The following is a 23,149-nucleotide window of genomic DNA, read 5'->3' on the forward strand; positions in this document are numbered from 1 at the left end:
CATGTCGAACTTAGTGACCAATGCTGGACACACCCATGTCGATGAACATGGGCACGATGACCATCACCACGACTCGGGCGAGATGACCGTATTCGGTTTCTGGCTCTACCTGATGACCGACTGCATTTTGTTTGCGTCGATCTTCGCGGTGTACGCGGTACTGGTTAACAACGTAGCGGGTGGCCCGTCGGGCCACGACATCTTCGAGCTGCCATACGTGCTGGGCGAAACCGCCTGCCTGTTGCTCAGCTCGATCACCTACGGCTTCGCCATGCTGGCGTTGTTCAAGGGCAACAAGAAGGCCGTGTTGGGCTGGCTGGCCATCACCTTCCTGTTCGGCCTGGGCTTCATCGGCATGGAGATCAACGAGTTCCACAAGCTGATCTCCGAAGGCTTCGGCCCTAGCCGCAGCGGCTTCCTGTCCGGGTTCTTCACCCTGGTCGGCACCCACGGTCTGCACGTGACCAGCGGTCTGATCTGGATGGCGATCATGATGTATCAGGTCAACAAACATGGCCTGACGTCGACCAACAAGACCCGCCTGAGCTGCCTGAGCCTGTTCTGGCACTTCCTGGACGTGGTGTGGATCTGCGTATTCACCGTTGTTTACCTGATGGGGACCCTGTAATGGCTAACGCAGCTCACTCAAATCATGGCCATGGCAGCCACGACGATAGCCACGGCAGCGTAAAGTCCTACGCCATTGGCTTCATCCTGTCGGTGATCCTGACGATCATTCCGTTCGGCCTGGTGATGTACCCATCGCTGCCGAAAGTCTGGACGTTGTGGATCGTACTGGCCTTCGCAGTGATCCAGGTGCTCGTTCACCTGGTGTACTTCCTCCACCTGGACCGTTCTGCCGCCCAGCGTAACAACGTGATTGCGTTTGTCTTCGCTGCGATGGTGATCGTCCTGCTGGTTGGCTTGTCGCTGTGGATCATGTTCAGCATCCACACCGTCATGATGGCGCACTGAGGAAAGTCCGGATGTCCTTTAAGCACTTTATCCAAATCACCAAACCGGGGATCATTTTCGGTAACGTGCTTTCTGTGGCAGGCGGGTTTTTCCTGGCCTCGAAAGGGCATGTCGATCTGGCCATTTTCCTGGCCGCCATGATCGGCACGTCCCTGGTGGTGGCCTCCGGATGCGTGTTCAACAACTGCATCGACCGCGACATCGACCTGAAGATGGAACGCACCAAGAACCGGGTGCTGGTCCAGGGCTTGATTTCCCTGAAACTGGCCCTGATCTACGCGACCGTCCTGGGCATTGCCGGCGTTGCACTGTTGTACAAGGTGGCCAACCCGTTGGCTGCGCTGTTCGCCGTGATCGGTTTTGTCATCTACGTCGGCTTCTACAGCCTGTACCTCAAGCGCAAGTCGGTTCACGGCACGCTGGTGGGCAGTCTGTCGGGCGCCATGCCGCCGGTGATCGGTTACGTCGCCGTGACCAACAGCTTCGACATGGCCGCGCTGACCCTGCTGGTGATGTTCAGCCTGTGGCAGATGCCGCATTCCTACGCCATCGCGATCTTCCGCTTCAACGATTACCTGGCCGCATCGATTCCGGTGTTGCCAGTGAAGCGCGGGATCCAGGTCGCCAAGAAGCACATCCTGCTCTACATCCTGGCATTCCTGGTCGCGACCTTGATGCTGACCTTCAGCGGCTACGCCGGCATGAGCTACCTCGCCGTCGCCGCGGCCATGGGCATGTACTGGTTGTACATGGCCTGGACCGGCTACAAGGCAGTGGATGACACGGTCTGGGCACGCAAGCTGTTCGTGTTCTCGATCTTCACCATTACCGCGCTGAGCGTGATGATGTCGCTGGACTTTAAAGTGCCGAGTGAGCTGTTGCTGACTTATGCGCCTTAAGGTTTAGCCGCTGTACGAAAAGCCTCGCCCTTCGAGAGAACGGCGGGGCTTTTTATTGGGGTTCTTTTGGTGGACCGAATTGCCGCTTTCGCGAGCAGGCTCGCGTAGGCCGCGATGCGGTGTGTCTAGAAGCCTTAGCGATCAAGCAACCGAAAGAACCGCTCACGAACCTGCGGATGATCGCTGTGTGCGACGTTGAATCGCAGGAACTGGCTGGCATCGGGCGTTTTGCTGAGCAAGGTGCCGGGTGCGAGGACCAGGTCGCTTTCCAAGCCTTTGCGAGCCAACGTTTCGGCATGCAGCCCTTGCGGTAAACGCGTCCAGATAAATAGGCCTTCACCGGGCAGAGATGATACGGAACAACCTGCCTCAACCAACCAACGCGCTACCCGACTGCTCGACTCATACAGCCGATCCACCGTGCGCCGCGCATGCTTGGCATAGCTGCCATTGCTGAGCATCGTGCAGGTGATCTGCTCGGCGAATTCCGAAGTCACGCCGCCGCAGGCCATTTTCAGGGTGATCAACCGCGCGGCCAGTTGTGGTGACAGCACCGCGTAGCTGACCCGGCTGTTGGCCGTCAGGGTCTTGGAGAACCCGGACACGTAACTCACATTGTCCAACCCGCTCGCCGCCAGCCGCGGGGTGCGACGTTGTTGCAGGTCGCCATACAAATCGTCTTCGACAATGTGCAAGCCATGGCGGTGGCTCAACTCCAGCAACCGATACACCTGCGCCGGGGAGAACGAGTGTCCGGTCGGGTTATGCAGCGTGCTGTTGGTCAAGTAGAGCACGGGTTTGTGGGTGATCAGCAATTGTTCGAATGCCTCCAGGTCCATGCCGTCGCAATCCCGGGCGATGGTGATGACCCTGGCGCCGTGCAGCGCGAGGTTGGTGTGCAGGTTGAAGTAACAGGGGTCGTCGAGCAGCACCGTGTCGCCGGATTTGATCAGCAGGCGCATCAGCAGGTCGATGGCCTGCATGGTGTTGGCGGTGGTGATGATCTGTTCTACCGGCACATCGATGCCAAAGGTCGACAGTTTGACCCGCAAGGCCTGACGTAGCGGCAGATAACCGCCGGTGACGCCGTATTCGCCCATGCGCAGAGCCGTGGTGCGCAGGGTGCCGCGCACGGCTTTGAGCAATTCTTCGGCGGGCAGCCAGGAGGGCGGCAAGAATCCGCAGCCGGGGCGCAGGGCGCCGTTGTCCAGCAGCACGGCGCGGCGGATCACGCTGAGGGTGTCTTGGGGTTGCAGGTCCGGCCCGGGGCCGTCGCAATCGTGGTGTTGGAGCGGTGCACGTAATGCCCCGAACCCTGGCGGGAAACCACCAAACCCTTGGCACGTAAGCGGTCGAGGGCATCGACGACTGTCGACTTGCCCACGTTTAGCAACTCGGAGAGCTCGCGAATCGGCGGCAGCTTGGTGCCGTGGGGCAGGCCGCCCTGACTGATGGCGACTGATAATTGATCGACGATCTGCTGCACCAGCGGCACGCCCGGCTGAAACTCGATGGCGGCGATCACCGCGCGTTGAGCCTGCATTTTACTGGTCTCCCTGGCAGTAAAGTTCGCTGGATTCTATACGAACTTGCTCTGATCAAGACAAGCGTCCGTGCCTACCATCAATTGCGCTTTTTGCATGATTGATTAAGAAGGTTCAACAGATGATCAAGCCAACCACCCGTGACGAACGCTTCATCGAACTGGCCAAGGAGCTCGGTTTCGATATCTACGACGAGAATGCGGTCGGTGGCCATTACGCCCCGTTGATCCGCAATGACGATGAACTGTATGTCAGTGGTCTGGTGCCACGCATGAACGGCAAAATTCAGTACCCCGGCCGAGTGGGGCTGGAACTCAACCTGGCGGATGCGCAAGCGGCCGCCAGCATCAGTGCAATCCGTGCACTGGGCCTGATCATGGGGGCCGTCGGTTCGCTGGATAGCATCAAGTCATTGCTTCGCGTAACGGTCTTTGTGAAATCGACCTTTGATTTCGTTGACCTCAGTGAAGTGGCGAACGGCGCGTCGGATGTCTTCACCCATGTGCTGGGCGATGCCGGTAAACATACCCGAACGACCGTCGGTGTTTATCAACTGCCAAAAAACGCCCCCATCGAAGTGGATGTGATTGCGGCCCTGCACCCATCGGCGTTGTAGATGAAATAACCGACTAAAAATCCCCGGTTAACCGGTAATGCCGATCAGTTAAGAATATCCCAAGGTGACACACGCTCGTTGTAGCAGCTGGCGAAGCCTGCGTTCGGCTGCGCAGCAGTCGTAAGATCAGCCCCCGGTTCTTTCAGGCAAACCGCGTGTGCAGGATTTACGACTGCTGCGCAGCCGAACGCAGGCTTCGCCAGCTGCTACAGATCGCGTTTAGCTTAACTGACCGGCATTACCGGTTAACTGGGGCTTTTTCATTCAAACGTGTGGAGATGAGTGGCCTTGGTCTAATCTTTTGAAGGTAGGGGTTGTTGATGGATTGATAAAGAGATTAGGTGAGGGGCATGACTGAACACATGACGTGCGATGAGCGCTACATCGCCCTGGCATCGGAGCTCGGTTACGACATTTACGGTGAGAGCTCCGCCGACTGGCATTACGCGCCGCTGGTTCGGCATGACCATGAACTGTATCTCAGCGCTCTGGTGCCGCGTGTGCATGGCAAGGTTCAGTACCCCGGCAGAGTCGGTCTTGAGCTGACCCTGGCCGATGCTCAAACCGCCGCCAGCATTTGTGCGATGCGCGGTTTGGCGTTGATTGTCGATGCCATCGGCTCGCTGGACAAAATCAAGTCGCTGCTGCGCGTCACGGTCTATGTAAAGTCCACGGCAGACTTTGTTGATCTGAGTGAAGTGGCCAATGGTGCGTCGGATGTGTTCAGCCATGTGCTGGGTGATGCCGGCAAACATACACGTACGACGATTGGGGTGTATCAACTGCCGAACAACGCGGCAGTTCAGCTGGACATGATCGCTGCGTTGCGCCCTGCAACGTGAGGTTCCAGGCAACCAAAAGCCCCGCACTGAGTTTCAGGACGGGGCTTTTGGTTTTTGCAGTAATGCTGAATCGTATTACTGCGCGGCGATGCTGTAACCATCAAACGCGGTTTGCTGCTGCAACGCGGTGATGATGTTTTTGCGGTTCACCGCTTGTTCGGTCCCGGCATTGTCCAGGAAGGTTTCGCTTTCCAGCTCCGCTTCCTCACCTTCGCCGACAAAGTTGAAACCGAGGAATTCCAGGGCCTCACGGTCAACGTTCAGGCGCGAGCGCGGGGTGCGCAGCGGCAGGGTGACGTTCACGCCATCCTTGCTGATGGTGAACACTTCGACTTCTTTCTTGGCCCGAGCGGTCTTGCTCTTGCCGCTGCTCGGGTTGCTGATGGCTTGATGCGTCTGGTTCAGCACCGTCAGTGCCAGGCCATAGACGATTTCCTGGAACGCCGGGTCGTTCTTGAAGCTGGACAGAATGCGGCTGATCGGGAACTTGCTGCTCAGGTCTTCCAGGGCGGCAATGTCGGACGCCTCGGCATCCTTGAGTTGCTTGAGCTCGCCCATCAGTTCGTAGGCTTTATCGTCATCGAAGCTGTCGTGAGCCTGGCGAATCGCGGTGCGCAGCTCGCGGATCTGGTCGCTTTCACGAGTGGACTGGAAAGCGTCCAGCACCATCTCGCTGATGGTCTTGGCCTGGGGCACGTGCTGTGAAAGATTGATGGAGTTTTCGTATTCCGCTTTGGACGACAAGGTGACTACGGATTCAGCGGTGTTGGAATCGGACATTGAAATTTCACTACTTCTTTTAACTTGAGTTGAGGCGAGAAAGCGCGAGGCCTTTTCAGGCCGCCTAATCTATTGGACCGAGACGACGTTGTCACGACCCAACAGGCGAGCGGGCAATATACCGGGTGCGCGGGTCACCCTGTAGGAGCTGCCGAAGGCTGCGATCTTTTGATCTTGATCTTCGGCGGTGCTGAAAGTGCTGAAGGTGCTGAAGATCAAAAGATCGCAGCCTTCGGCAGCTCCTACGCGGTTGTCATTGGCTTCAGCGATTGGAAAACCCGGTACAGCTTGATCGTCCGCCCACAGAACAACCCGCTGGCAAAACCTGACGCACACGCCTTGAGCAACACCATCTGCAGTGTTGCCGACAGTTCTGGCTGCACGGCGGCCTGATAGCCGAAGTAATAATTCACGGCAAAAAACAACAGGTAGAGCATCAGTGTCTTGAGTGAGCCCGGCAGGATCAGCCCGGTTTGCGAATCATCCAGTTCGATGCCCTTGCGGGAAAAAATCAACAGCGCAGCGAGGCTCCCGATCAAGAGGGCGATCAACCAGCAGCTCAACGACAACGACGGATTGAGCGTTAGGTTCAGCGAATACAGCGACCAGACCAACAAAATCGGCGGCGTGACCAGCAATGAGGTTTTGCTTTCCCGGGTCGGGGACAGGGCCTTGATACCGTAGTAGCACAGCAGCAGAAGGACTCCATAAACCCACCACGGGGTATTTTGCAGGGTGTTCAGCATTGCGCAGCGTCCTTGCCGAAACAGGTGCCGGGATCATAGCGGTAGCGTTCGACGATTACCCTGGAGTATTCAGGTTCATCGAGCGAACCACCCCTTGTTCGGCTGTTTGTTCGTCCACGGGCAACGTGAAGCGAAAGGTTGCGCCACGCCCAGGCACATCGATCAACTGGATATCGCGACCATGCAGTTGCAGGATCCGATGCACGATCCGCAGCCCCAACCCACCATCGCGCCGTGCGCCGCCAATATTGAAGGGCCGCAGGAACAGCCCTTCACGCAGTTCGGCGGCGATGCCGGGACCGGTATCGCTGATGGTCACCTCAACGAAAGAGCCTTGCGGCCGCAAGCTGAGTTCGATTTCACCGCCTTGTGGCGTATGGCGCAGGGCATTGTCGAACAGGTTGGTCAGCACCCGTTCGATCAGCCCCAGGTCGGCGCAAGCGGCTGAAACGTTGGGGGCGAAGGTCGCCTTGAGCTCCACCTGGCGTGCTTCGGCGGTGAGTTCGAATTTCTGGAAGATGTCCTGCACCAGATCGGTCATGGAGAAGCGTTCCAGTATCGGTTGCACAAACCCGTGTTCCAGCCGTACCAGTTCCAGCAGCGATTGCGCCAGGCCACCGACCTTGCGGCTTTGATCGAGGGCGATGCCCAGGTAGCGGCGCCGGTCGGCAGGCGACAGCGTGGCGTCCTTGAGCGACAGGGTTTCCAGATAACCGTGCAGCGAGGCCAGCGGTGTGCGCAGGTCGTGGGAGATGTTCGCCACCAGTTCGCGGCGTTCCTGGTCCTGGCGAGTCAGCGAACGCCATTGCTCGCTGAGGCGGGTTTGCATCTGCCGGAACGCGGCGTCGAGTACGGCAATCTCATCGTGGCTGGCAGCTTTTTCAACCGGTGCTGGCGCGGAGGGCGTGACGGGAACGCCGTCAATGTCGAACTGGCTGACGGTTTCGGTCAGGCGCCGCAAGGGTCGGGTAATCAGGGCAAAGGCTGTAAGGCCGGCAATCAGGCACAACAACGCCACCAATCCGATGGACAGCAGGGCGGTGTTGAGCGCGGCACTGGTCGCACCGCGTTCGGCGAAGCGGTCGTGTTCTTCACCCAGCAATACCACATACAGATAGCCCGCCGGTTTACCGTCGACCTGCAACGGTGCCGCGCTGAAGACCTTGCGACCATCGATGCTGCGCGGGTCGTCACCGAGAATGGGCAGGGCATCGCCCTTGAGCAAATGCTGGATCGGCAACAGATCGACTTGCTCGCGGCGTATTCGTCCTTCAGGCGCGGCGCTGCCGACAATCCGCCCCTGACTGTCCAGCAGGTAAACCTCGACGCTCGGGTTGACCAGCATCAGTTGGCTGAACAGATCGCGCACGGCATTGGGCATCAGGCCTTTGCTGTCCATCAGCACGGTGTCGTGGGCGATGTGCTGGGCCAGGTCCCGGGACAACCCCTGCACCACTTCCAGCTCATGCATCTGGTTGGAGCGCACCTGCATCCATGCCGAGGTGCCGCAGCACACCAGCAGCAACACGGCGAATACCAGGGACAAGCGCTGGGTCAGGGTCAATCTCATGACGGGTCCTCGGGTGCCGCGAATTTATAACCACGTCCCCACACCGTGAGGATGCGCACCGGTTGTGCCGGGTCGGTTTCGATCTTGGCCCGCAAACGATTGATGTGGGTGTTGACCGTGTGCTCATAGCCTTCGTGGCTGTAGCCCCACACGGCGTTGAGCAGGTCCATGCGTGAGAACACCTTGCCCGGTTGGCGGGCGAAGAAATACAGCAGGTCGAACTCCCGTGGCGTGAGGTCCAGGCGCCGGCCGTCGAGGGACACTTCGCGGGTGATCGGGTCGATGGACAGTCCATCGACGATCAGGCTGCCGGCGTCCATCTTCAGGTTGCGGGCCATGGCGTCGACCCGTCGCAACAAGGCCTTGACCCGTGCCACCAACTCCAGCATGGAAAACGGTTTGGCCAGGTAATCGTCAGCGCCCAGTTCCAGGCCGAGGATACGGTGCAGTTCGCTGGAGCGCGCACTGGTGATGATGATCGGCGTGTAGCGAGCCATGGCCCGGCGCGGCGGCAGATCTCCAGGCCGTCGACGCCGGGCAGCATCAGGTCGAGGATCAGCGCGTCCCAGCTTCCTTGCTGCAACAGGCGCATGCCTTCGTCCCCGTCGGCGCAATGCACCACCTCGAACTGCTCATCACGAAGATGCAGGCAGATCAGGTCGGCGATGTGCAAATCGTCCTCGACCACCAGGACGCGTTTGGTCTGTTCCATGAAGCTCAATCCTTTGCCGCGAATGGGCACATTGTGCGGGTTTTCCTCAGGGGGAGTTATCACGAATTGTTTAACTTCCCGTGAGGATTTGGCGATCAACCCAAGCCTAGGCTGTGTTCCATGACAGGCACCTGGAATTTTGGAGACGGCCATGTTTTCACGCAGACAATTTCTTTTAACCAGCGGTGGGCTGGGGGCGGCAGCCCTGGTGATCGGTGCATTGCCAAAATTTGCGGCGAGCACAGCGCTGGTCAGTGATGCCAGCGCGGCTGAGGCTTTCGAGGTCACTCACACCGACAGCGAATGGCACGCCATCCTCAGTGCCGAGCAGTACGAGATCCTGCGCGAAGAAGGCACCGAACGAGCCTATACCAGTGCGTTGAACGACGAGCACCGCGCTGGCACATTCGCTTGCGCCGGGTGTGATCTGCCGTTGTTTTCATCCGACACCAAGTTCGACAGCCGCACCGGTTGGCCGAGTTTCTGGAAGCCGTTGGACAAGGCGGTGGCCACGCGTCAGGACCGCTCCTTCGGCGTGGTGCGCGAAGAGGTTCACTGCCGGCGTTGCGGCGGGCATCTGGGCCATGTCTTCGACGATGGGCCAAAACCGACGGGGCTACGCTACTGCATGAATGGCCTGGCGATGACCTTCAAGCCACAGACGGCTTGATCCGCGGTTAATCCTTTCTCTCACTTGATGCAGGTCGACGCTATGTGGCTTCTGATTCTCTCTTATCTCGGTGGTGTGCTGACGATTGTCAGCCCGTGCATTCTACCGGTATTGCCCTTCGTCTTCGCGCGCACCGGGCAGCCGTTTATGAAAAGCGGCTTGCCGCTGCTGGCGGGTATGGCCATGACCTTTGCGCTCGTCGCCTCGCTGGCGGCGGTCGGCGGCGGATGGGTGGTGCAACTCAATCAGTACGGGCGCTGGGTCGCGCTGGTGTTCGTTGCGCTGTTCGGGCTGACGCTGTTGTTGCCACAACTGGCCGACCGCTTGACCCGGCCACTGGTGGCGGCGGGCAGTCGGTTGTCGGAAGTGGCAGGCGCCGATGCCCGGCCACGCCCCGGCGCTTCGTTCCTGATCGGTGTCGCCACGGGCCTGCTCTGGGCGCCGTGCGCCGGGCCGATTCTGGGGCTGGTGCTGACCGGTGCGGCGCTGCAAGGAGCCAGTATCGGCACCACGTTGCTGCTGTTGGCGTACGCCGCCGGGGCGGCAACCTCCCTGGCCGTGGCGCTGCTGTTGGGCGGTAAGGTTTTCACGGCGATGAAGCGTTCCATCGGCGCAGGCGAGTGGGTTCGACGTGGGCTCGGTGCGCTGATGTTGGCGGGCGTGGCGGCCATCGCTCTGGGGCTGGATACCGGGATTCTGGCGCGGTTTTCGACCGCGTCTACCGGCGGCATCGAACAGGCCCTGGTCGGGCGACTGGCCGGCAAATCGCCGAGTAACAGCGAGCCGGCTTCGGCCTCGGGTAGCGCCATGCAAGTGGCTGACAAAGCACCCGGCACACTCCCTGTCGAAGGCAACCTTCCAGCGCTGGACGGTGCCGTGCAATGGCTCAACTCGCCACCACTGACCGCCCAGGCGTTGAAGGGCAAAGTGGTGCTGGTGGATTTCTGGACCTACTCCTGCATCAACTGTCTGCGCACCCTGCCGTATGTGAAGGCCTGGGCCGAGAAGTACCGCGATCAGGGGCTGGTGGTGATTGGTGTGCATGCGCCGGAGTTTGCCTTTGAGCGCAATGTCGGCAACGTCACCCAAGCCATGAAGGACCTGGGCATCAACTACCCGGTGGCCATCGATAACGATTTCAAGATCTGGCGTGCGTTCAACAACGAGTACTGGCCGGCGCACTATTTTGCCGACGCTCAGGGTCGCATTCGTTATCACCACTTTGGCGAAGGCGAGTACGTCGAGTCGGAGCGGGTGATCCAGCAATTGCTCAAGGAAGCCGGGGCGACGAAGGTCGCGGACGGCCTGATCAATGCCAGTGCCGAGGGTGTTCAGCTCGCTCCGCAGATGAACGAAGTCAAGTCCCCGGAAACCTATATCGGCTATCAGCGGGCGGAAAATTTCGTACCTGAAGCGAGCCTCGCGGCGGACAAGGTGGCGACGTACAACCCGCCGGCCCAACTGGCCCTCAACAACTGGAGCCTGGGTGGCCAATGGAATGTCGGGTCGGAGCGAGCCACTGCAAGCGCGCCGGCCAGTCGTATCGTCTACCGCTTTCACGCTCGCGATTTGCACCTGGTGCTAGGGCCGGGTGCAGACGGCAAACCTGTGCGCTTCAAAGTACTGATCGACGGCAAGGCCCTGGGTGAGGCTCACGGTACTGACGTGGCGCCCGATGGCAGTGGCAGCGTGACCGAACAACGCTTGTACCAGTTGGTGCGTCAGTCCGGCGATGTCACGGACCGCACCTTCAGCATCGAGTTTCTCGACTCGGGCGTCTCGGCGTATGCCTTCACGTTTGGTTGATAGCGATCTCATTTTCCAAGGAGTCAGCCCCATGAAAACCTTATTCACCTGGCGCCGTACCTTGCTGGGCCTGGCTGCGGCCAGCGTTATCGGCCAATGCTCGGCGTTCTCTTTCGGTGCCTCTGAAGACGCCGTGGTCATTGCCCCGCCGGCCCTCGACGAAACCACCCAGGCCCACAGCGAAACCGCAGTCTTCGCAGGTGGTTGCTTCTGGGGTGTGCAAGGGGTGTTCCAGCATGTCAAAGGCGTGAAGAAAGCCGTCTCCGGTTATGCCGGCGGCGCGGCCAACACCGCCCAATACGAGCGGGTCAGCGATGGCGATACCGGTCATGCGGAATCGGTTGAAGTCACCTTCGATCCTACTCAGGTCAGCTATGGCACCTTGCTGCAAATCTACTTCTCGGTGGCCCATAACCCGACGGAGCTCAACCGTCAGGGCCCTGACAGCGGCACCCAGTATCGCTCGGCAGTTTTCCCGGAGAACGCTGAGCAGCAACGCGTCGCCCAGGCCTATATCGCCCAACTCGACGCCGCGCATTCGTTCAACAAACCCATCGTCACCAAACTGGAAACCTACAACGGCTTCTACCCGGCCGAGGACTATCACCAGGACTTCCTCACCGAGCACCCGACCTATCCGTATATCGTGATCAACGATATGCCGAAGGTGGCGCAGTTGAAGCAGCTGTATCCGGACCGGTATCAGGAGAAAGCGGTGTTGGTGAAGGCAGGATCGTAAATGTGCATCAGGGTGTCTCGTCCAGGCGCTTGCCCATTTCAAACGCGCGCATTTCATAGCCCAACTCCTCATACAGCCGAAGTGCCGGTGCGTTGAATGCCCAAACGGTGAGCCGAAGATCCGAGGCGCCCTGTTCGATGGCCCAGGCTTGGGCACGCTCCATCAGCGCACGCCCAACGCCTTGACCTCGAGCATTGTCGTCAACACAGACCGAGCCCACCCGGCCCACCTGTTGATGCTGGATCAGCGGACTGTTGAACGAAGTGACTTGCACGGTAATGAAGCCAATTGCTTTGCCAGCCTGCTCGGCCAGAAAGGTCACCTGATGTTCGGCGTCGAGATAGGGCAGCCAGTGGGCGCTGTCCCGCGCGAAGTCCTCCGTGGCCGGTGCGTAGATGTCCGGCCGTTCACGGTGATGGAGGCTGTTGAGTTGCTGGCCCAGTTCGCAAATGGCCAGAAGATCGTCCGGTGTGGCCCGGCGATACAGGGGAGGGGATTTCATTCGCTTTCCTTCGCGTTGACTTGTTTTAGTGAATGCACACGGGATTACTGGCTACGTGGTCGCTCCATGGCAAGGGTCGACGTTTCAAAACCCAGACTGGAAAAAAACGCCGAAGCGCCTTCCCGCCCTGCACGCAGCACCCAGGTGATATCGCGGTTTTCACCCATGACATGTTCAACCAGCGCGCGGCCGATACCTTCACATCGATGCTGTCCGCACACCACCACCATCGACAGATAACCATTGGACAGCCCATCACTAATGCCTCGGGCAAATCCGACGATATGCGAACCCTTCATGGCAACGGCCGCGTGTTGGGAGTTGGCGATCAATTGCGCGAAATGTTCAGCCGAACCGGTGCGATGCCCCCAGCCATTGTGTCCAAGAAACAACCTTACAGATTCGATTTGCGAAGGCTTCACATCGCCGATATGCAGGGCAGTACTCATCCCGAAATCAGGTTCTTGCCCATCACCTTCGACCGATACAGCGCCTGATCGGCCCTGGCCAGCAGTCCGGTCTGTTGTTCCTCTTCAAAGCGCTGGACCACGCCAAAACTCATGGTCACCTGAAAATCCCCTACCGGCAGCAGTTGCGTCAGGCCCCCACGGATTTGTTCAGCGACCTCGCGGGCATCGGCCAGCGGCGTATTGGGCAGGAGCATGATGAACTCGTCGCCACCCCAGCGGGCCAGGATATCGCCGTCGCGCACGCAGTCTTTCAGGCACTCGACCACCTGCACCAACGCCGCATCGCCCAATGCGTGGCCGTAGTGATCGTTGATGGGTTTGAAATCGTCGATGTCCATGGCGATCAGCGACAGCGGTTGGCGGAAGCGCTGGGCGCGGTCGCACTCCTGAGGCAGGGCTTTTTCCAGGCGATAGCGATTGGCGACCGAGGTCAGGGCATCGGTTTCTGCCAGTTTGCGGTTTTCTTCAAGTTGGATTTGCAGCTGTTGATTGACCCGTGACAGCTCCCGGGTGCGTTCTTCGACGAGGGCTTCGAGGGAGTGATTGCGCCGCTCCAGTTCTTCAAGCAGGCGTTTTTTGTCTTCGATACTGCGGTGCGCCCCAACCATTCGCGCCACCGAGCCATCAGCATTGCGGGCAAGGATATAGCCGCGATCTTCGATCCAGATGAAAGAGCCATCCTGCATGCGGCAGCGATACTCGGCCTGATAGCCGGGGGCACGCTGACTCAGGTAGTCGTCGAACAAGGCCATGACCCGCGAATAGTCGTCGGGGTGCATCACGGTTTCCCAGGTCAGCACGGTGTTATCGAGGGAGTGCGGCGCGTAGCCGAGCATCTCGTACCAGCCCGGGTTGCGATAGACGAAACCGGTGTTGGCGTTCCAGTCCCAGATACCATCGCTGACCAGTTCCAAAATGGTGTGCAGCATGTCTTCGTTGAAGTCCGACAGATTGAACTTCAATGATTCGATATTCGATGCGTCGCCCATCACCGCTCTCCTTGCCGCCCTTATATCGATGCCACTTGCCCGTCGAGCAGAGTAGTCCAAGGCGCATCGGCGCGGCTAGTGCTTGCCCCACATCTGCATGGAGAAGTCGACGAAGCTGCGCAATTTCGGCAACCGGTAACGATCCTGGGTGTAGACCAGGTGCATTGGCCGGCTCGGCAGTTGGTAGTCCTGCATCAAGGCCACCAGTTTCCCATCCCTGAGGTCTTGCTCCACCAGTGCGTCGGGCACCATCACGATACCCATGCCGGTTCGCGCCGCTTGATGCAAGCCCGCCGAGCTATTGATCAGCATCGGGCCGCTGACCGCCACAAGGACCTCGCCTTCGGGGCCGGTCAGTCGCCACTGTTTTTCCACCGAGTGCCAGTCATCTCCGGCCGGATAGGCGAAGGCGAGGCAGTCGTGGTGCTGCAGATCCTCGGGTTTTTGCGGTGTACCCCGGCGCGTCAGGTATTCCTTGGAGGCGCACATCGTCAGGGTGTAGTCGATGAGGGGGCGGGCAATCATGTTGGACGGCTCGATAGCGCCCAGGCGAATGGCCGCGTCGAAGCCGTTTTCCAGCAGGTCCGGGCGTCCGTTGGTCAATACCACATCCAGCTTGACTTGCGGGCAGCGCAAGCTGAATTCGCTGAGGGCTGGCGCGAGCCGCTCAGTGCCAAAGGTCAACGGCGCGGTGATGCGCAGCGTACCGCTCGGCTCGTCGAGGGTTTGTTCCGCCAGCCGTTCAGAGTCGGCCACCAGGCCCAGCACTTCGAGGCAGCGCTGATAGTAAGCGCTGCCAAACTCCGTCAACCGCTGGCGCCGGGTCGTGCGATTGAGCAGACGTACACCGAGACGTTGCTCCAGGGCGCGCAGGTGATTGCCAACCATGGTCGTGGACATTTCGCACTGCAACGCGGCGGCGGTCATGCTGCCGGTTTCCACCACGCGGACGTAAACGGTCATTGCCTGGAACAGGTCCATTATCAAGCTCGACTTTTAAATGATTGAAGTATTGCAGCATTTATCCAGCTCAGGTGGCTAACCATACTGCAAAAACACCGACCATTGATGGAGCTTGATGTCATGACCACCGCCTGCCTGATGACTACCTACCAACCCCTGGCCCTGAGTTTCATCAAAGGCCTGGGCACGCGCCTGTGGGACCAGGCGGGTCGTGAGTATCTGGATGCAGTGGCGGGCGTTGCGGTGACCAACGTCGGCCACTCCCATCCTAAAATCGTCTCGGCCATCAGCGAACAGGCCGGGTTGCTGTTGCACACCTCGAACCTCTACAGCATCGACTGGCAGCAGCGACTGGCGGAAAAACTGACTCGGCTCTCGGGCATGGAGCGGGCGTTTTTCAATAACTCGGGTGCCGAGGCCAACGAGACGGCGTTGAAGCTCGCACGGCTTTACGGCTGGCACAAAGGCATCGAGCAACCGCTGGTGGTGGTCATGGAGAACGCCTTCCACGGCCGGACCCTCGGTACCTTGTCCGCCAGCGACGGCCCGGCGGTACGCCTGGGTTTCAATGAGCTGCCGGGGGATTTCATCAAAGTGCCGTTCGGTGACCTCAAGGCCCTGGACACCGTGCAGCAGGCCCACGGCCCAAGAATCGTGGCGATCCTGATGGAGCCGATCCAGGGCGAAAGCGGTGTGCAACGGGCCCCGCCCGGTTACCTCAAGGCGGTGCGCGAACTGTGCAACCGGCGCTCATGGCTACTGATGCTCGACGAAATCCAGACAGGCATCGGCCGCACTGGCCAGTGGTTCGCGTTCCAGCATGAAGGCATCGTCCCGGATGTCATGACCTTGGCCAAAGGCCTGGGCAACGGTGTACCCATCGGCGCCTGCCTGGCCCGGGCCGAGCCGCGGAGCTATTCACCCCCGGCAGCCATGGCAGCACGTTCGGCGGTAATCCATTGGCCTGCCGGGTCGGTTGCACCGTGCTGGAGATCATTGAAGAACAAGGCCTGCTAGCGAACGCCCGGCTACAAGGCGAACGCCTACTGGCCAGGTTGCGCGTCGAACTGGCCGATGAGCCGAACGTCCTGGCGATCCGTGGCCAAGGCTTGATGATCGGCATCGAACTCGCCCAACCGATCCGCGACCTGACCCTGATCGCGGCCCGGGACCATGGCCTGCTGATCAACGTGACCCGCGGCAAAACCATTCGCCTGCTGCCGCCGCTGACGATTGATGAGCGGGAAGTGGAGATGATTGTCAGAGGAGTTTGCCGGGCGCTAAACGCAGCCTGAATGGGCGCACCCACCTGTAGGAGCTGCCGAAGGCTGCGATCTTTTGATCTTCAGCGATTTCAAACTCGCAACAAATCAAGATCAAAAGATCGCAGCCTTCGGCAGCTCCTACAGGAACGGTGTAGAAAATTATCTTTATCGACTCACTCAGCACTACGCGCTTTGACCTTCTTGCGCCAATGCCGAACCAGCGCAACCACCACCGCCAACACCACTGACGATTGATGAGCGGGAAGTGGAGATGATTGCCAGACCGTAGGAGCTGCCGAAGGCTGCGATCTTTTGATCTTCAGCGATTTCAAACTCGCAACAAATCAAGATCAAAAGATCGCAGCCTTCGGCAGCTCCTACAGGAGTGGTGTCAGAGGATGATTTTGTTATCGACTCATGAAATACGACGCGCTTTGACCTTCTTGCGCCAATGCCGAACCAGCGCAACCACCACCGCCAACATCACTGACGATTGATGATCGGGAAGTGGAGATGATTGCCAGACCGTAGGAGCTGCCGAAGGCTGCGATCTTTTGATCTTCAGCGATTTCAAACTCGCAACAAATCAAGATCAAAAGATCGCAGCCTTCGGCAGCTCCTACAGGAGCGGTGTGAAAATTATCTTTATCAACTCACTGCAGCACGACGCTCTTTGACCTTCTTGCGCCAATGCCGAACCAGCGCAATCACCACCGCCAACATCACTGACGATTGATGATCGGGAAGTGGAGATGATTGCCAGACCGTAGGAGCTGCCGAAGGCTGCGATCTTTTGATCTTCAGCGATTTCAAACTCGCAACAAATCAAGATCAAAAGATCGCAGCCTTCGGCAGCTCCTACAGGAGTGGTGTCAGAGGATGATTTTGTTATCGACTCATGAAATACGACGCGCTTTGACCTTCTTGCGCCAATGCCGAACCAGCGCAACCACCACCGCCAACATCACTGACGATTGATGAGCGGGAAGTGGAGATGATTGCCAGACCGTAGGAGCTGCCGAAGGCTGCGATCTTTTGATCTTCAGCGATTTCAAACTCGCAACAAATCAAGATCAAAAGATCGCAGCCTTCGGCAGCTCCTACAGGAGTGGTGTCAGAGGATGATTTTGTTATCGACTCATGAAACACGACGCTCTTTGACCTTCTTGCGCCAATGCCGAACCAGCGCAACCACCACCGCCAACATCACTGACGATTGATGAGCGGGAAGTGGAGATGATTGCCAGAGGGATTGCCGGGCGCTAAACGCAGCCTGAGTGACCGCCACCTATCCGTAGGAGCTGCCGAAGGCTGCGATCTTTTGATCTTCAGCGATTTCAAACTCGCAACAAATCAAGATCAAAAGATCGCAGCCTTCGGCAGCTCCTACAGGAGTGGTGTCAGAGGATGATTTTGTTATCGACTCATGAAACACGACGCGCTTTGACCTTCTTGCGCCAATGCCGAACCAGCGCAACCACCACCGCCAACACCACTGACGATTGATGATCGGGAAGTGGAGATGATTGCCAGACCGTAGGAGCTGCCGAAGGCTGCGATCTTTTGATCTTCAGCGATTTCAAACTCGCAACAAATCAAGATCAAAAGATCGCAGCCTTCGGCAGCTCCTACAGGAGTGGTGTCAGAGGATGATTTTGTTATCGACTCATGAAATACGACGCGCTTTGACCTTCTTGCGCCAATGCCGAACCAGCGCAACCACCACCGCCAACATCACTGACGATTGATGAGCGGGAAGTGGAGATGATTGCCAGACCGTAGGAGCTGCCGAAGGCTGCGATCTTTTGATCTTCAGCGATTTCAAACTCGCAACAAATCAAGATCAAAAGATCGCAGCCTTCGGCAGCTCCTACAGGAGTGGTGTCAGAGGATGATTTTGTTATCGACTCATGAAACACGACGCGCTTTGACCTTCTTGCGCCAATGCCGAACCAGCGCAACCACCACCGCCAACACCACAACCCCAAGCGCAATCGGCAAGCGATACGGTTTCAGGTTGCCCAACATCGTTTCAAGCGCCTGGCCGGCCCAGTATCCGGCGCTGGCGAACAGCGTGGCCCAGACCACCGCGCCCACTGCATTCAGCAGTGTGAACCGCAGTGGCGACAGGCCGCTGGCCCCGATGACCATCGGCCCCACCAGCCGCATGCCGTACAGAAAGCGCACGGCAAACACTGAAATCGACGGATACCGGGCGATCAGTCCGGTCACGCGATCAATCGACGCTTGTTGCCGATGCAGGCGCGGCAACAGTCGCCCACCGAAGTAACGTCCGCTCCAGAACAGCAACTGATCGCCAAGCATCCCGCCCAAGCTGGCCCAGCCAATCACCGGCCACAGGTGCAGCAAGTGTTGATGAGCCGCCATGCCACCCAGGATCAGGATGGTTTCGCCCTCCAGCAAACAGCCGAAGAACACTGCCCAATAACCGTAAGTGGCGAGTAAATAGTGGAGATCTATGTGTTCAAACAAGGCCGTTCCCCCTGATACAAGTCAGATAAGCCGTAACGCCAGCGGCTACAACGAATGTGTTTCACCTGAGATCTTTTTAACGGACTGGCATCGCCGTTCCCCCAGACTTTCCACTAACCGGAGCAGATAACCGTCCGGATCCTGAACCAGAAATTCACGCTGGCCGACTTCTGCCGCGTCCGCGCGATACCAGGCATCAGTACAGGGCCGAAACAACGGCCATTGAGCTTCGGCCAGCCGCTGGAGAATAGGTTCGACTGAATCGACGCTGATCTGAAAATTGATGCCGCGCCCCAGCGGTGCTTCCAGCGGGCCGGTCAGCCATTGGCCTTCGCCAGGGTCGTATTGCTCAAGCATCAGTTGAACACCACTTTGATCAAGGTAGGCGAAGCTCGATTCGGGGCGTTCGTAGGCGATGTTGAAACCGATCAGCGAGGTCCAGAAGTGCAGGCTTCTATGGAGGTCGGTGACCATCAGTTCGGGAACTAACTTGCTTCGTGCAAACATACGCGTCCTTGGGTGATTGGCGTCAGTCGGGTTGTTGCATGGCACTCATGAACGCAGTGATTTCGCCCTGGCCCGTCAGTTGAAGTTTCGAACCGGCGAATCCTTCGTACAGACGCCGATGGGCCGAAAATCCGCAGGACCCTTCGCGACTGCGATAGCTGCCGGCCCATTCCAGTAACGCTGTCAGCAACGCGTCGTTCGCATCACGTTGCGCCTCTCGTTGATGAATCCGGGCCACGCAATCGTCGTCTTCCAGGCTCAGCCAGATCAGCGCGCTCGCTTGAGGCAGGAGTTCGCTGACGATCCAGCCGTAAACGCCCTCAATCACCCAAGCCGCTTCACTGGCTGCCACTCGCGCCATGCCCAAGGCTTCGGCACGAGGGCGGGCGATGCTGTGTTCGTCTGAAACCCAGTGAATCAGGTCAAGATCTGTCCAGCGCAGGCGCTTGTGTTCAGCCAGTCGCTGGGCCAGCCAACTTTTGCCTGAGCCAGAGTTGCCGATGATCAGGGTTCGGGTGAGGTTCATGTCGGGGTGTTTGTTCATACTCATAAGCCGTTTACTGCAATGACAATTCGGGGTCGTTATCCACGACATCCTGTTGGATCCTGGAGAACATCCAGTCAATAAAGACCTGCGCATCGCGCCCGGCATCCTGTGAGACGCCGTAGTAATAGCGGGTCAATGGCAGCCGCAGTTCGGGAAAAGGGCTGATCAGGCGCCCGCTGGCCAGGTCCTTCCCCAGCAGAGAGGTCGGGCACAGCGCAACGCCGAGCCCATCAACGGCCGCTTGAAGCACCAGGTGCAGGTGATCGAACTTCAGCACGGGTTGATCGCGTCGTATGGCAATGTCGGCGTGCCTGGCCCAGTCCTGCCAGTCCCGACGGCGAGTGCGACCGGTCAACAACGTATGCTTCAGAAGGTCGCCCGGGCTATTGAACGCGGTGTTCTGAATCAGCGAAGGGGCCGCCACCAGAATGATCTCATCGTCCAGAAGCACCTGCGGCTGGAGGTTGGTCGCCCAATCGGCTTCACCTCGCCGGATGACCACGTCGAAGCGTTCGCGGGTTTGATCGGGGGGCAAGGTGCTGGTGACGACCTCAGGCTGAATATCGGGATGCAGCGCCATGAACGCGGGCAATCGTGGGATCAGCCAGCGCACCGCGAAGGAGGGGCGCACATTGATTTTCACCTTGCGCACCCTCCGTCCACTTTTCAGGCTTGCCGCCGCATTGGCGATCTGAGCCAGCGCCAGGCTGACGTGCTCGTAGAACGCCTGACCGGCGGGCGTCAGCGATGATTGCCGGGTTCGGCGTTCAAACAACAACACCCCCAAATGCTCTTCGAGCAATTTAACGTGGCGGCTGACGGCGCTGTGGCTGACATGCAGTTCTTCGGCTGCGCGGCTGAAGCTCTGGTGGCGAGCGGCGGCGGCAAAGGCGCGAACGGCATTGAGTGGGGGAAGGTTGGCGATCATGTGTCTAATTTAGTCACATATGAGGCGCAATTAAAGCGTTTGTCAGGCTTGTTTCGTCCCGCCAATCTGCAGCCGTTCAGAGGATTGCGGATCAGGAGTGAAGCATGGCCAGTTACGGACTGTTTTTGATACTCGCCACGTTAACCGTATTAAGCCCGGGTCCCGGTGTGGTGTTGACGATTTCCAACGCGTTGCGTCATGGCTGGGCGGGCTCGTTGCCGGGCATTGGTGGTATCGCCCTGGGGGCGTTTATCGTTGCCGGGATTTCAGCCAGCGGTGCGGGACTGGTCCTCGCTACGTCGGCGACGGCGTTCACAATGTTGAAGTCTGCGGGCGCGCTGTACCTGATGTACCTGGGGATCAAGATGTGGCGAACCCAGCGTTTTATCCCCGAACTCAAGGTCTCGTCCTCCCGTCCATGGCGCCGGTTTGTCGAAGCCTTGTCGATCCAGTTGCTGAACCCAAAGGCCGGCTTCTTTTTTCTGGCGGTGTTTCCCCAGTTCATCAGGTCGACCGGAAACTATTACGCCCAGTTCCTTTTGTTGGTGTCGTCTTACAGCCTGCTGGTGGTGTTGGTCCATAGCGGTTATGCGTTCATGGCCAATGGCGCGCGTGGCTGGCTCTCCACTGCGCGCGGCGCCAGGATTGCCGGAAAACTGTCCGGCATGACCTTCTTTGGCTTCGGCGTATTGATGGCGTCTGCGACCAAATAGCCTGGGGGCCTGTTGGGCGGCTATACCGGCAGCAAAAAGACTTCACCCCGTTGCCGCACAAAAACATCGTCGCGTACTCGGTGGAAACCTGCGGCACGTTCGATCTGGATTCGGAACTGGAAATCTACTTCTCGTCACTGGGCAAAGTGAAATTCGAATTCACCGGCAGGACATCTATGGTGGAAATCTCAAAACTGATCTCTCAACACGTCCTCTGACCCGAACACGAAAAAGCCCCGAAAACTCGGGGCTCCAACTGGCTAAACAGGATCCAAAATGTGGGAGCGGGCTTGCTCGCGAAAGCGCCAGATCAGCCAACACCTAAACCAACTGACACAACCCCACCCCCTGTAGGAGCAAGCTTGCTCGCGAAAGCGATATATCAGCCGACACCTAACCTAACTGACACAACCCCATCGCAAGCAAACCCATCCCCCAGCCGCTACTCCTCAGCCTTCTCCGCCGCCCGCTTAGGCGGCACAGTAGAAGCCCGCCCCCGCATCAACACCTTCACCGCATCATCCACCACCGCCTTACTCATCGACGTCAAATAATGCGCAGCCCAGGCATGAGTGTCCGTGTCTCTGTTGAAAGCAGCGTCTTTGGTGAGCGCCTTGGCCAGGAATAGAAAGTCAGAAGCCATGGACAACGCATCACCGAGCGGCACGTCACGGGTGACATGGAACAGGGGCCGGTCTGAGCAATAGAGTACGGGCGTCAGGCCGATGGTTTTGAGTTCCGGTTGATCGGTCATTGGGCATCTCCGGTAATGGAGAGGCGGTAGGAGAGAGCGAACGATGAGGCGTTACGCGATTGGGAATTGCGTAGAGGGGAAAGCCAGAATTTGTACGGATTTATGCTGCGCATGATGACGCTCCAAGGTTGGAAAACCGAAAATCCAGTAAACCGGCACGTCCGAAGACGTCCCACGCACAGCCGCCATAGATCAGGATTGCAGGAGTAAAAAATCACCTGTAATCATGAATAAAACGCTGATGCGCTCCCAGATTTGAACGGGTTTCCAAGCCCGGTTGCTGAATTGGCAGCGACGGTGGGAGGGTATCGTGCAGGCCCTTATCCTGCAACCTTTGAAAACATCCTGTTTCAGGCTCTTTCACTGGAAACCAGCGGCCTCAGAAACAGTAAAGATGTACTTGCCGCCATTTAAGAACTTTCCGATATCTATCCGTATTTAAAAATACAAATAGCATTTGAAAAATTAATTGCGCAATTTTACACCAGGGTTGAGCGGAATTTGGCAGAGGTTTTTTATTTCGAGGATATGATGCTAGGTTAATAATCAGGAGGGTTTATGGGCTTTAGTATATCCGCGTGTTTTGGGCTGGGTAAGGTGGGCATGGATACTCATGTCACGAAATCAGCTATCAGTAAGCTACAGGGAGAATTAAAAAAGAACTAATGAGGCAGGGGGGTTGGCCAAAGTCTGCAATGCCATAATAAACCCCTTGGATACTCTGAGTCATGCAAGTAAGACTGCAAAAAAAGCACAATTAAATATAGAAAAAATAGTGGTGAAGCTAACAACATTAAAAGACGTTGTTGTTAAGGAGAATCGCGCAGCATCCAGGATGAAAGAGACTCAGCTGAAAGGCATGTTGAGCGACGCGAGTAATCTAAATGCGAAAATAGATAAATGTAATACGGCTATCGATAAAAAAATAACAGCTAAGCAAGGCTATCAAGCTTCTCAAACTCGAGGGCCCTCCCAGCGTGAACAGCAACGAGGCATGGAAAATAATAATCGGGCAATGGATCAACGTGCACTTGACGTTAAGAATGGTGACTATTATTAATAAAAAATAAAGAGTTTCTAGGTTTTTAGCGCTTTGGTTGAGGATTTTTCAATGGCTAG

Annotated in this window: 26 protein-coding genes and 4 pseudogenes; 13 read left to right on the top strand and 17 right to left on the bottom strand. The window is 58.0% G+C overall.

The window, feature by feature from the left end:
- The first annotated feature begins 1 nt into the window (after position 1).
- Genes JFV26_RS15385 through cyoE form a run of 3 tightly spaced genes read left to right on the top strand, consistent with a single transcriptional unit; the run spans position 2 to position 1,874 of the window.
- Positions 2-628, top strand: a complete 627-nt coding sequence (locus tag JFV26_RS15385) for a cytochrome o ubiquinol oxidase subunit III (protein ID WP_054613570.1) — start codon at positions 2-4, stop codon at positions 626-628.
- A complete protein-coding gene (gene cyoD / locus JFV26_RS15390) occupies positions 628-975 on the top strand; it encodes a cytochrome o ubiquinol oxidase subunit IV (protein WP_201193652.1) in 348 nt (115 codons plus the stop codon). Before JFV26_RS15385 ends, cyoD begins: the two co-directional genes overlap by 1 nt.
- Before the next feature lie 11 nt (positions 976-986).
- Positions 987-1,874 carry a heme o synthase gene (gene cyoE, locus JFV26_RS15395; protein WP_123410182.1) on the top strand — a complete coding sequence of 296 codons (888 nt, stop codon included), beginning with the start codon at positions 987-989 and terminating at the stop codon, positions 1,872-1,874.
- 134 nt (positions 1,875-2,008) lie between these two features.
- Here the strand turns inward: cyoE and JFV26_RS15400 are convergent.
- Positions 2,009-3,417, bottom strand: a pseudogene (locus JFV26_RS15400) (aminotransferase-like domain-containing protein).
- A 122-nt stretch (positions 3,418-3,539) separates the two neighbouring features.
- On the opposite strand from JFV26_RS15400, the gene JFV26_RS15405 reads away from it, so the two are divergent.
- The gene (locus JFV26_RS15405; RefSeq protein WP_201193654.1) at positions 3,540-4,034 is read left to right on the top strand and encodes a RidA family protein; all 495 of its coding nucleotides are present in this window, start codon (positions 3,540-3,542) and stop codon (positions 4,032-4,034) included.
- Positions 4,035-4,384: 350 nt separating this feature from the next.
- Positions 4,385-4,876, top strand: a complete 492-nt coding sequence (locus JFV26_RS15410) for a RidA family protein (protein ID WP_201193656.1) — start codon at positions 4,385-4,387, stop codon at positions 4,874-4,876.
- Positions 4,877-4,951: 75 nt separating this feature from the next.
- Here the strand turns inward: JFV26_RS15410 and JFV26_RS15415 are convergent, their stop codons facing one another.
- The 4 genes and pseudogenes from JFV26_RS15415 to JFV26_RS15430 form a co-directional block, all read right to left on the bottom strand.
- Positions 4,952-5,656 (bottom strand): hypothetical protein, encoded by a 705-nt coding sequence (locus JFV26_RS15415; protein WP_201193658.1) that lies wholly within the window; start codon positions 5,654-5,656, stop codon positions 4,952-4,954.
- A 242-nt stretch (positions 5,657-5,898) separates the two neighbouring features.
- Complete coding sequence (locus tag JFV26_RS15420; protein ID WP_201193660.1) at positions 5,899-6,402, bottom strand: DUF6622 family protein; 504 nt, start codon at positions 6,400-6,402, stop codon at positions 5,899-5,901.
- A gap of 55 nt (positions 6,403-6,457) precedes the next feature.
- Complete coding sequence (locus JFV26_RS15425) at positions 6,458-7,972, bottom strand: sensor histidine kinase (protein WP_201193662.1); 1,515 nt, start codon at positions 7,970-7,972, stop codon at positions 6,458-6,460.
- Positions 7,969-8,645: pseudogene (locus JFV26_RS15430) on the bottom strand (response regulator transcription factor). The gene JFV26_RS15425 and the pseudogene JFV26_RS15430 overlap by 4 nt, the downstream one beginning before the upstream one ends.
- Between JFV26_RS15430 and JFV26_RS33600 the strand changes: the two are divergent.
- From JFV26_RS33600 to msrA, 4 genes are all read left to right on the top strand, one after another.
- Positions 8,547-8,768 carry a hypothetical protein gene (locus JFV26_RS33600; RefSeq protein ID WP_242487848.1) on the top strand — a complete coding sequence of 74 codons (222 nt, stop codon included), beginning with the start codon at positions 8,547-8,549 and terminating at the stop codon, positions 8,766-8,768. The pseudogene JFV26_RS15430 and the gene JFV26_RS33600 sit on opposite strands and share 99 nt — an antisense overlap.
- Positions 8,769-8,835: 67 nt before the next feature.
- Complete coding sequence (gene msrB, locus JFV26_RS15435; RefSeq protein ID WP_201193664.1) at positions 8,836-9,354, top strand: peptide-methionine (R)-S-oxide reductase MsrB; 519 nt, start codon at positions 8,836-8,838, stop codon at positions 9,352-9,354.
- A 42-nt stretch (positions 9,355-9,396) separates the two neighbouring features.
- Positions 9,397-11,160 carry a cytochrome c biogenesis protein DipZ gene (locus JFV26_RS15440; protein WP_201193666.1) on the top strand — a complete coding sequence of 588 codons (1,764 nt, stop codon included), beginning with the start codon at positions 9,397-9,399 and terminating at the stop codon, positions 11,158-11,160.
- Positions 11,161-11,191: 31 nt separating this feature from the next.
- Positions 11,192-11,899 carry a peptide-methionine (S)-S-oxide reductase MsrA gene (gene msrA, locus JFV26_RS15445; protein ID WP_201193668.1) on the top strand — a complete coding sequence of 236 codons (708 nt, stop codon included), beginning with the start codon at positions 11,192-11,194 and terminating at the stop codon, positions 11,897-11,899.
- Between the two features lie 7 nt (positions 11,900-11,906).
- Here the strand turns inward: msrA and JFV26_RS15450 are convergent, their stop codons facing one another.
- The 4 genes from JFV26_RS15450 to JFV26_RS15465 all read right to left on the bottom strand — a co-directional run bounded on the left by JFV26_RS15450 (position 11,907) and on the right by JFV26_RS15465 (position 14,841).
- A complete protein-coding gene (locus tag JFV26_RS15450) occupies positions 11,907-12,401 on the bottom strand; it encodes a GNAT family N-acetyltransferase (RefSeq protein WP_201193670.1) in 495 nt (164 codons plus the stop codon).
- Between the two features lie 44 nt (positions 12,402-12,445).
- Positions 12,446-12,850: a GNAT family N-acetyltransferase gene (locus JFV26_RS15455; RefSeq protein WP_201193672.1), complete on the bottom strand. Its 405-nt coding sequence runs from the start codon at positions 12,848-12,850 to the stop codon at positions 12,446-12,448.
- Positions 12,847-13,860: a sensor domain-containing diguanylate cyclase gene (locus tag JFV26_RS15460; protein ID WP_201193674.1), complete on the bottom strand. Its 1,014-nt coding sequence runs from the start codon at positions 13,858-13,860 to the stop codon at positions 12,847-12,849. Before JFV26_RS15460 ends, JFV26_RS15455 begins: the two co-directional genes overlap by 4 nt.
- Before the next feature lie 75 nt (positions 13,861-13,935).
- Entirely contained in the window at positions 13,936-14,841 is a 906-nt protein-coding gene (locus tag JFV26_RS15465) for a LysR family transcriptional regulator (protein WP_201193676.1), read from the bottom strand.
- A 102-nt stretch (positions 14,842-14,943) separates the two neighbouring features.
- Between JFV26_RS15465 and JFV26_RS15470 the strand changes: the two are divergent.
- A pseudogene (locus JFV26_RS15470) lies at positions 14,944-16,118 on the top strand (acetylornithine/succinylornithine family transaminase).
- 153 nt (positions 16,119-16,271) lie between these two features.
- Here the strand turns inward: JFV26_RS15470 and JFV26_RS15475 are convergent.
- From JFV26_RS15475 to JFV26_RS15505, 7 genes are all read right to left on the bottom strand, one after another.
- Positions 16,272-16,556, bottom strand: coding sequence for a hypothetical protein (locus JFV26_RS15475; protein WP_201193677.1), 285 nt, complete (start codon positions 16,554-16,556; stop codon positions 16,272-16,274).
- A gap of 420 nt (positions 16,557-16,976) precedes the next feature.
- On the bottom strand, positions 16,977-17,279 hold the full coding sequence (locus JFV26_RS15480) for a hypothetical protein (protein ID WP_201193678.1): 303 nt from the start codon (positions 17,277-17,279) through the stop codon (positions 16,977-16,979).
- Positions 17,280-17,746: 467 nt separating this feature from the next.
- On the bottom strand, positions 17,747-18,007 hold the full coding sequence (locus JFV26_RS15485) for a hypothetical protein (RefSeq protein WP_201193679.1): 261 nt from the start codon (positions 18,005-18,007) through the stop codon (positions 17,747-17,749).
- Positions 17,997-18,581, bottom strand: a complete 585-nt coding sequence (locus JFV26_RS15490) for a DedA family protein (RefSeq protein WP_201193680.1) — start codon at positions 18,579-18,581, stop codon at positions 17,997-17,999. Before JFV26_RS15490 ends, JFV26_RS15485 begins: the two co-directional genes overlap by 11 nt.
- 45 nt (positions 18,582-18,626) lie before the next feature.
- Positions 18,627-19,088, bottom strand: coding sequence for a bleomycin resistance protein (locus JFV26_RS15495; protein WP_201193681.1), 462 nt, complete (start codon positions 19,086-19,088; stop codon positions 18,627-18,629).
- A gap of 22 nt (positions 19,089-19,110) precedes the next feature.
- On the bottom strand, positions 19,111-19,632 hold the full coding sequence (locus JFV26_RS15500; RefSeq protein WP_242487841.1) for an adenylate kinase: 522 nt from the start codon (positions 19,630-19,632) through the stop codon (positions 19,111-19,113).
- A 13-nt stretch (positions 19,633-19,645) separates the two neighbouring features.
- Complete coding sequence (locus JFV26_RS15505; RefSeq protein ID WP_201193683.1) at positions 19,646-20,563, bottom strand: LysR substrate-binding domain-containing protein; 918 nt, start codon at positions 20,561-20,563, stop codon at positions 19,646-19,648.
- Positions 20,564-20,667: 104 nt separating this feature from the next.
- Here JFV26_RS15505 and JFV26_RS15510 point away from each other — a divergent pair, with 104 nt between their 5' ends.
- Positions 20,668-21,276 (top strand): LysE family translocator, encoded by a 609-nt coding sequence (locus JFV26_RS15510; RefSeq protein WP_201193685.1) that lies wholly within the window; start codon positions 20,668-20,670, stop codon positions 21,274-21,276.
- A 32-nt stretch (positions 21,277-21,308) separates the two neighbouring features.
- Positions 21,309-21,494 (top strand): annotated as a pseudogene (locus JFV26_RS15515) (PH domain-containing protein); the annotation flags it as partial.
- A 224-nt stretch (positions 21,495-21,718) separates the two neighbouring features.
- Here the strand turns inward: JFV26_RS15515 and JFV26_RS15520 are convergent.
- Positions 21,719-22,030 carry a DUF3077 domain-containing protein gene (locus JFV26_RS15520; protein ID WP_201193687.1) on the bottom strand — a complete coding sequence of 104 codons (312 nt, stop codon included), beginning with the start codon at positions 22,028-22,030 and terminating at the stop codon, positions 21,719-21,721.
- Between the two features lie 679 nt (positions 22,031-22,709).
- Here JFV26_RS15520 and JFV26_RS15525 point away from each other — a divergent pair.
- Positions 22,710-23,090 (top strand): hypothetical protein, encoded by a 381-nt coding sequence (locus JFV26_RS15525; RefSeq protein ID WP_201193689.1) that lies wholly within the window; start codon positions 22,710-22,712, stop codon positions 23,088-23,090.
- The last annotated feature ends 59 nt before the right edge of the window (positions 23,091-23,149 follow it).

It is taken from the genome of Pseudomonas sp. TH31, from assembly GCF_016650815.1.
Lineage (GTDB): Bacteria > Pseudomonadota > Gammaproteobacteria > Pseudomonadales > Pseudomonadaceae > Aquipseudomonas.

Coding starts and splice junctions, on each gene's coding strand:
- JFV26_RS15505 (WP_201193683.1), bottom strand. CDS start 20,563: ATGATCGCCAACCTTCCCCCACTCAATGCCGTTCGCGCCTTTGCCGCC.
- JFV26_RS15520 (WP_201193687.1), bottom strand. CDS start 22,030: ATGACCGATCAACCGGAACTCAAAACCATCGGCCTGACGCCCGTACTC.
- JFV26_RS15440 (WP_201193666.1), top strand. CDS start 9,397: ATGTGGCTTCTGATTCTCTCTTATCTCGGTGGTGTGCTGACGATTGTC.
- JFV26_RS15420 (WP_201193660.1), bottom strand. CDS start 6,402: ATGCTGAACACCCTGCAAAATACCCCGTGGTGGGTTTATGGAGTCCTT.
- JFV26_RS15410 (WP_201193656.1), top strand. CDS start 4,385: ATGACTGAACACATGACGTGCGATGAGCGCTACATCGCCCTGGCATCG.
- JFV26_RS15425 (WP_201193662.1), bottom strand. CDS start 7,972: ATGAGATTGACCCTGACCCAGCGCTTGTCCCTGGTATTCGCCGTGTTG.
- cyoE (WP_123410182.1), top strand. CDS start 987: ATGTCCTTTAAGCACTTTATCCAAATCACCAAACCGGGGATCATTTTC.
- JFV26_RS15455 (WP_201193672.1), bottom strand. CDS start 12,850: ATGAGTACTGCCCTGCATATCGGCGATGTGAAGCCTTCGCAAATCGAA.
- JFV26_RS15405 (WP_201193654.1), top strand. CDS start 3,540: ATGATCAAGCCAACCACCCGTGACGAACGCTTCATCGAACTGGCCAAG.
- msrA (WP_201193668.1), top strand. CDS start 11,192: ATGAAAACCTTATTCACCTGGCGCCGTACCTTGCTGGGCCTGGCTGCG.
- JFV26_RS15460 (WP_201193674.1), bottom strand. CDS start 13,860: ATGGGCGACGCATCGAATATCGAATCATTGAAGTTCAATCTGTCGGAC.
- msrB (WP_201193664.1), top strand. CDS start 8,836: ATGTTTTCACGCAGACAATTTCTTTTAACCAGCGGTGGGCTGGGGGCG.
- JFV26_RS15385 (WP_054613570.1), top strand. CDS start 2: ATGTCGAACTTAGTGACCAATGCTGGACACACCCATGTCGATGAACAT.
- JFV26_RS15465 (WP_201193676.1), bottom strand. CDS start 14,841: ATGGACCTGTTCCAGGCAATGACCGTTTACGTCCGCGTGGTGGAAACC.
- cyoD (WP_201193652.1), top strand. CDS start 628: ATGGCTAACGCAGCTCACTCAAATCATGGCCATGGCAGCCACGACGAT.
- JFV26_RS15415 (WP_201193658.1), bottom strand. CDS start 5,656: ATGTCCGATTCCAACACCGCTGAATCCGTAGTCACCTTGTCGTCCAAA.
- JFV26_RS15510 (WP_201193685.1), top strand. CDS start 20,668: ATGGCCAGTTACGGACTGTTTTTGATACTCGCCACGTTAACCGTATTA.
- JFV26_RS15500 (WP_242487841.1), bottom strand. CDS start 19,632: ATGAACAAACACCCCGACATGAACCTCACCCGAACCCTGATCATCGGC.
- JFV26_RS15450 (WP_201193670.1), bottom strand. CDS start 12,401: ATGAAATCCCCTCCCCTGTATCGCCGGGCCACACCGGACGATCTTCTG.
- JFV26_RS15495 (WP_201193681.1), bottom strand. CDS start 19,088: ATGTTTGCACGAAGCAAGTTAGTTCCCGAACTGATGGTCACCGACCTC.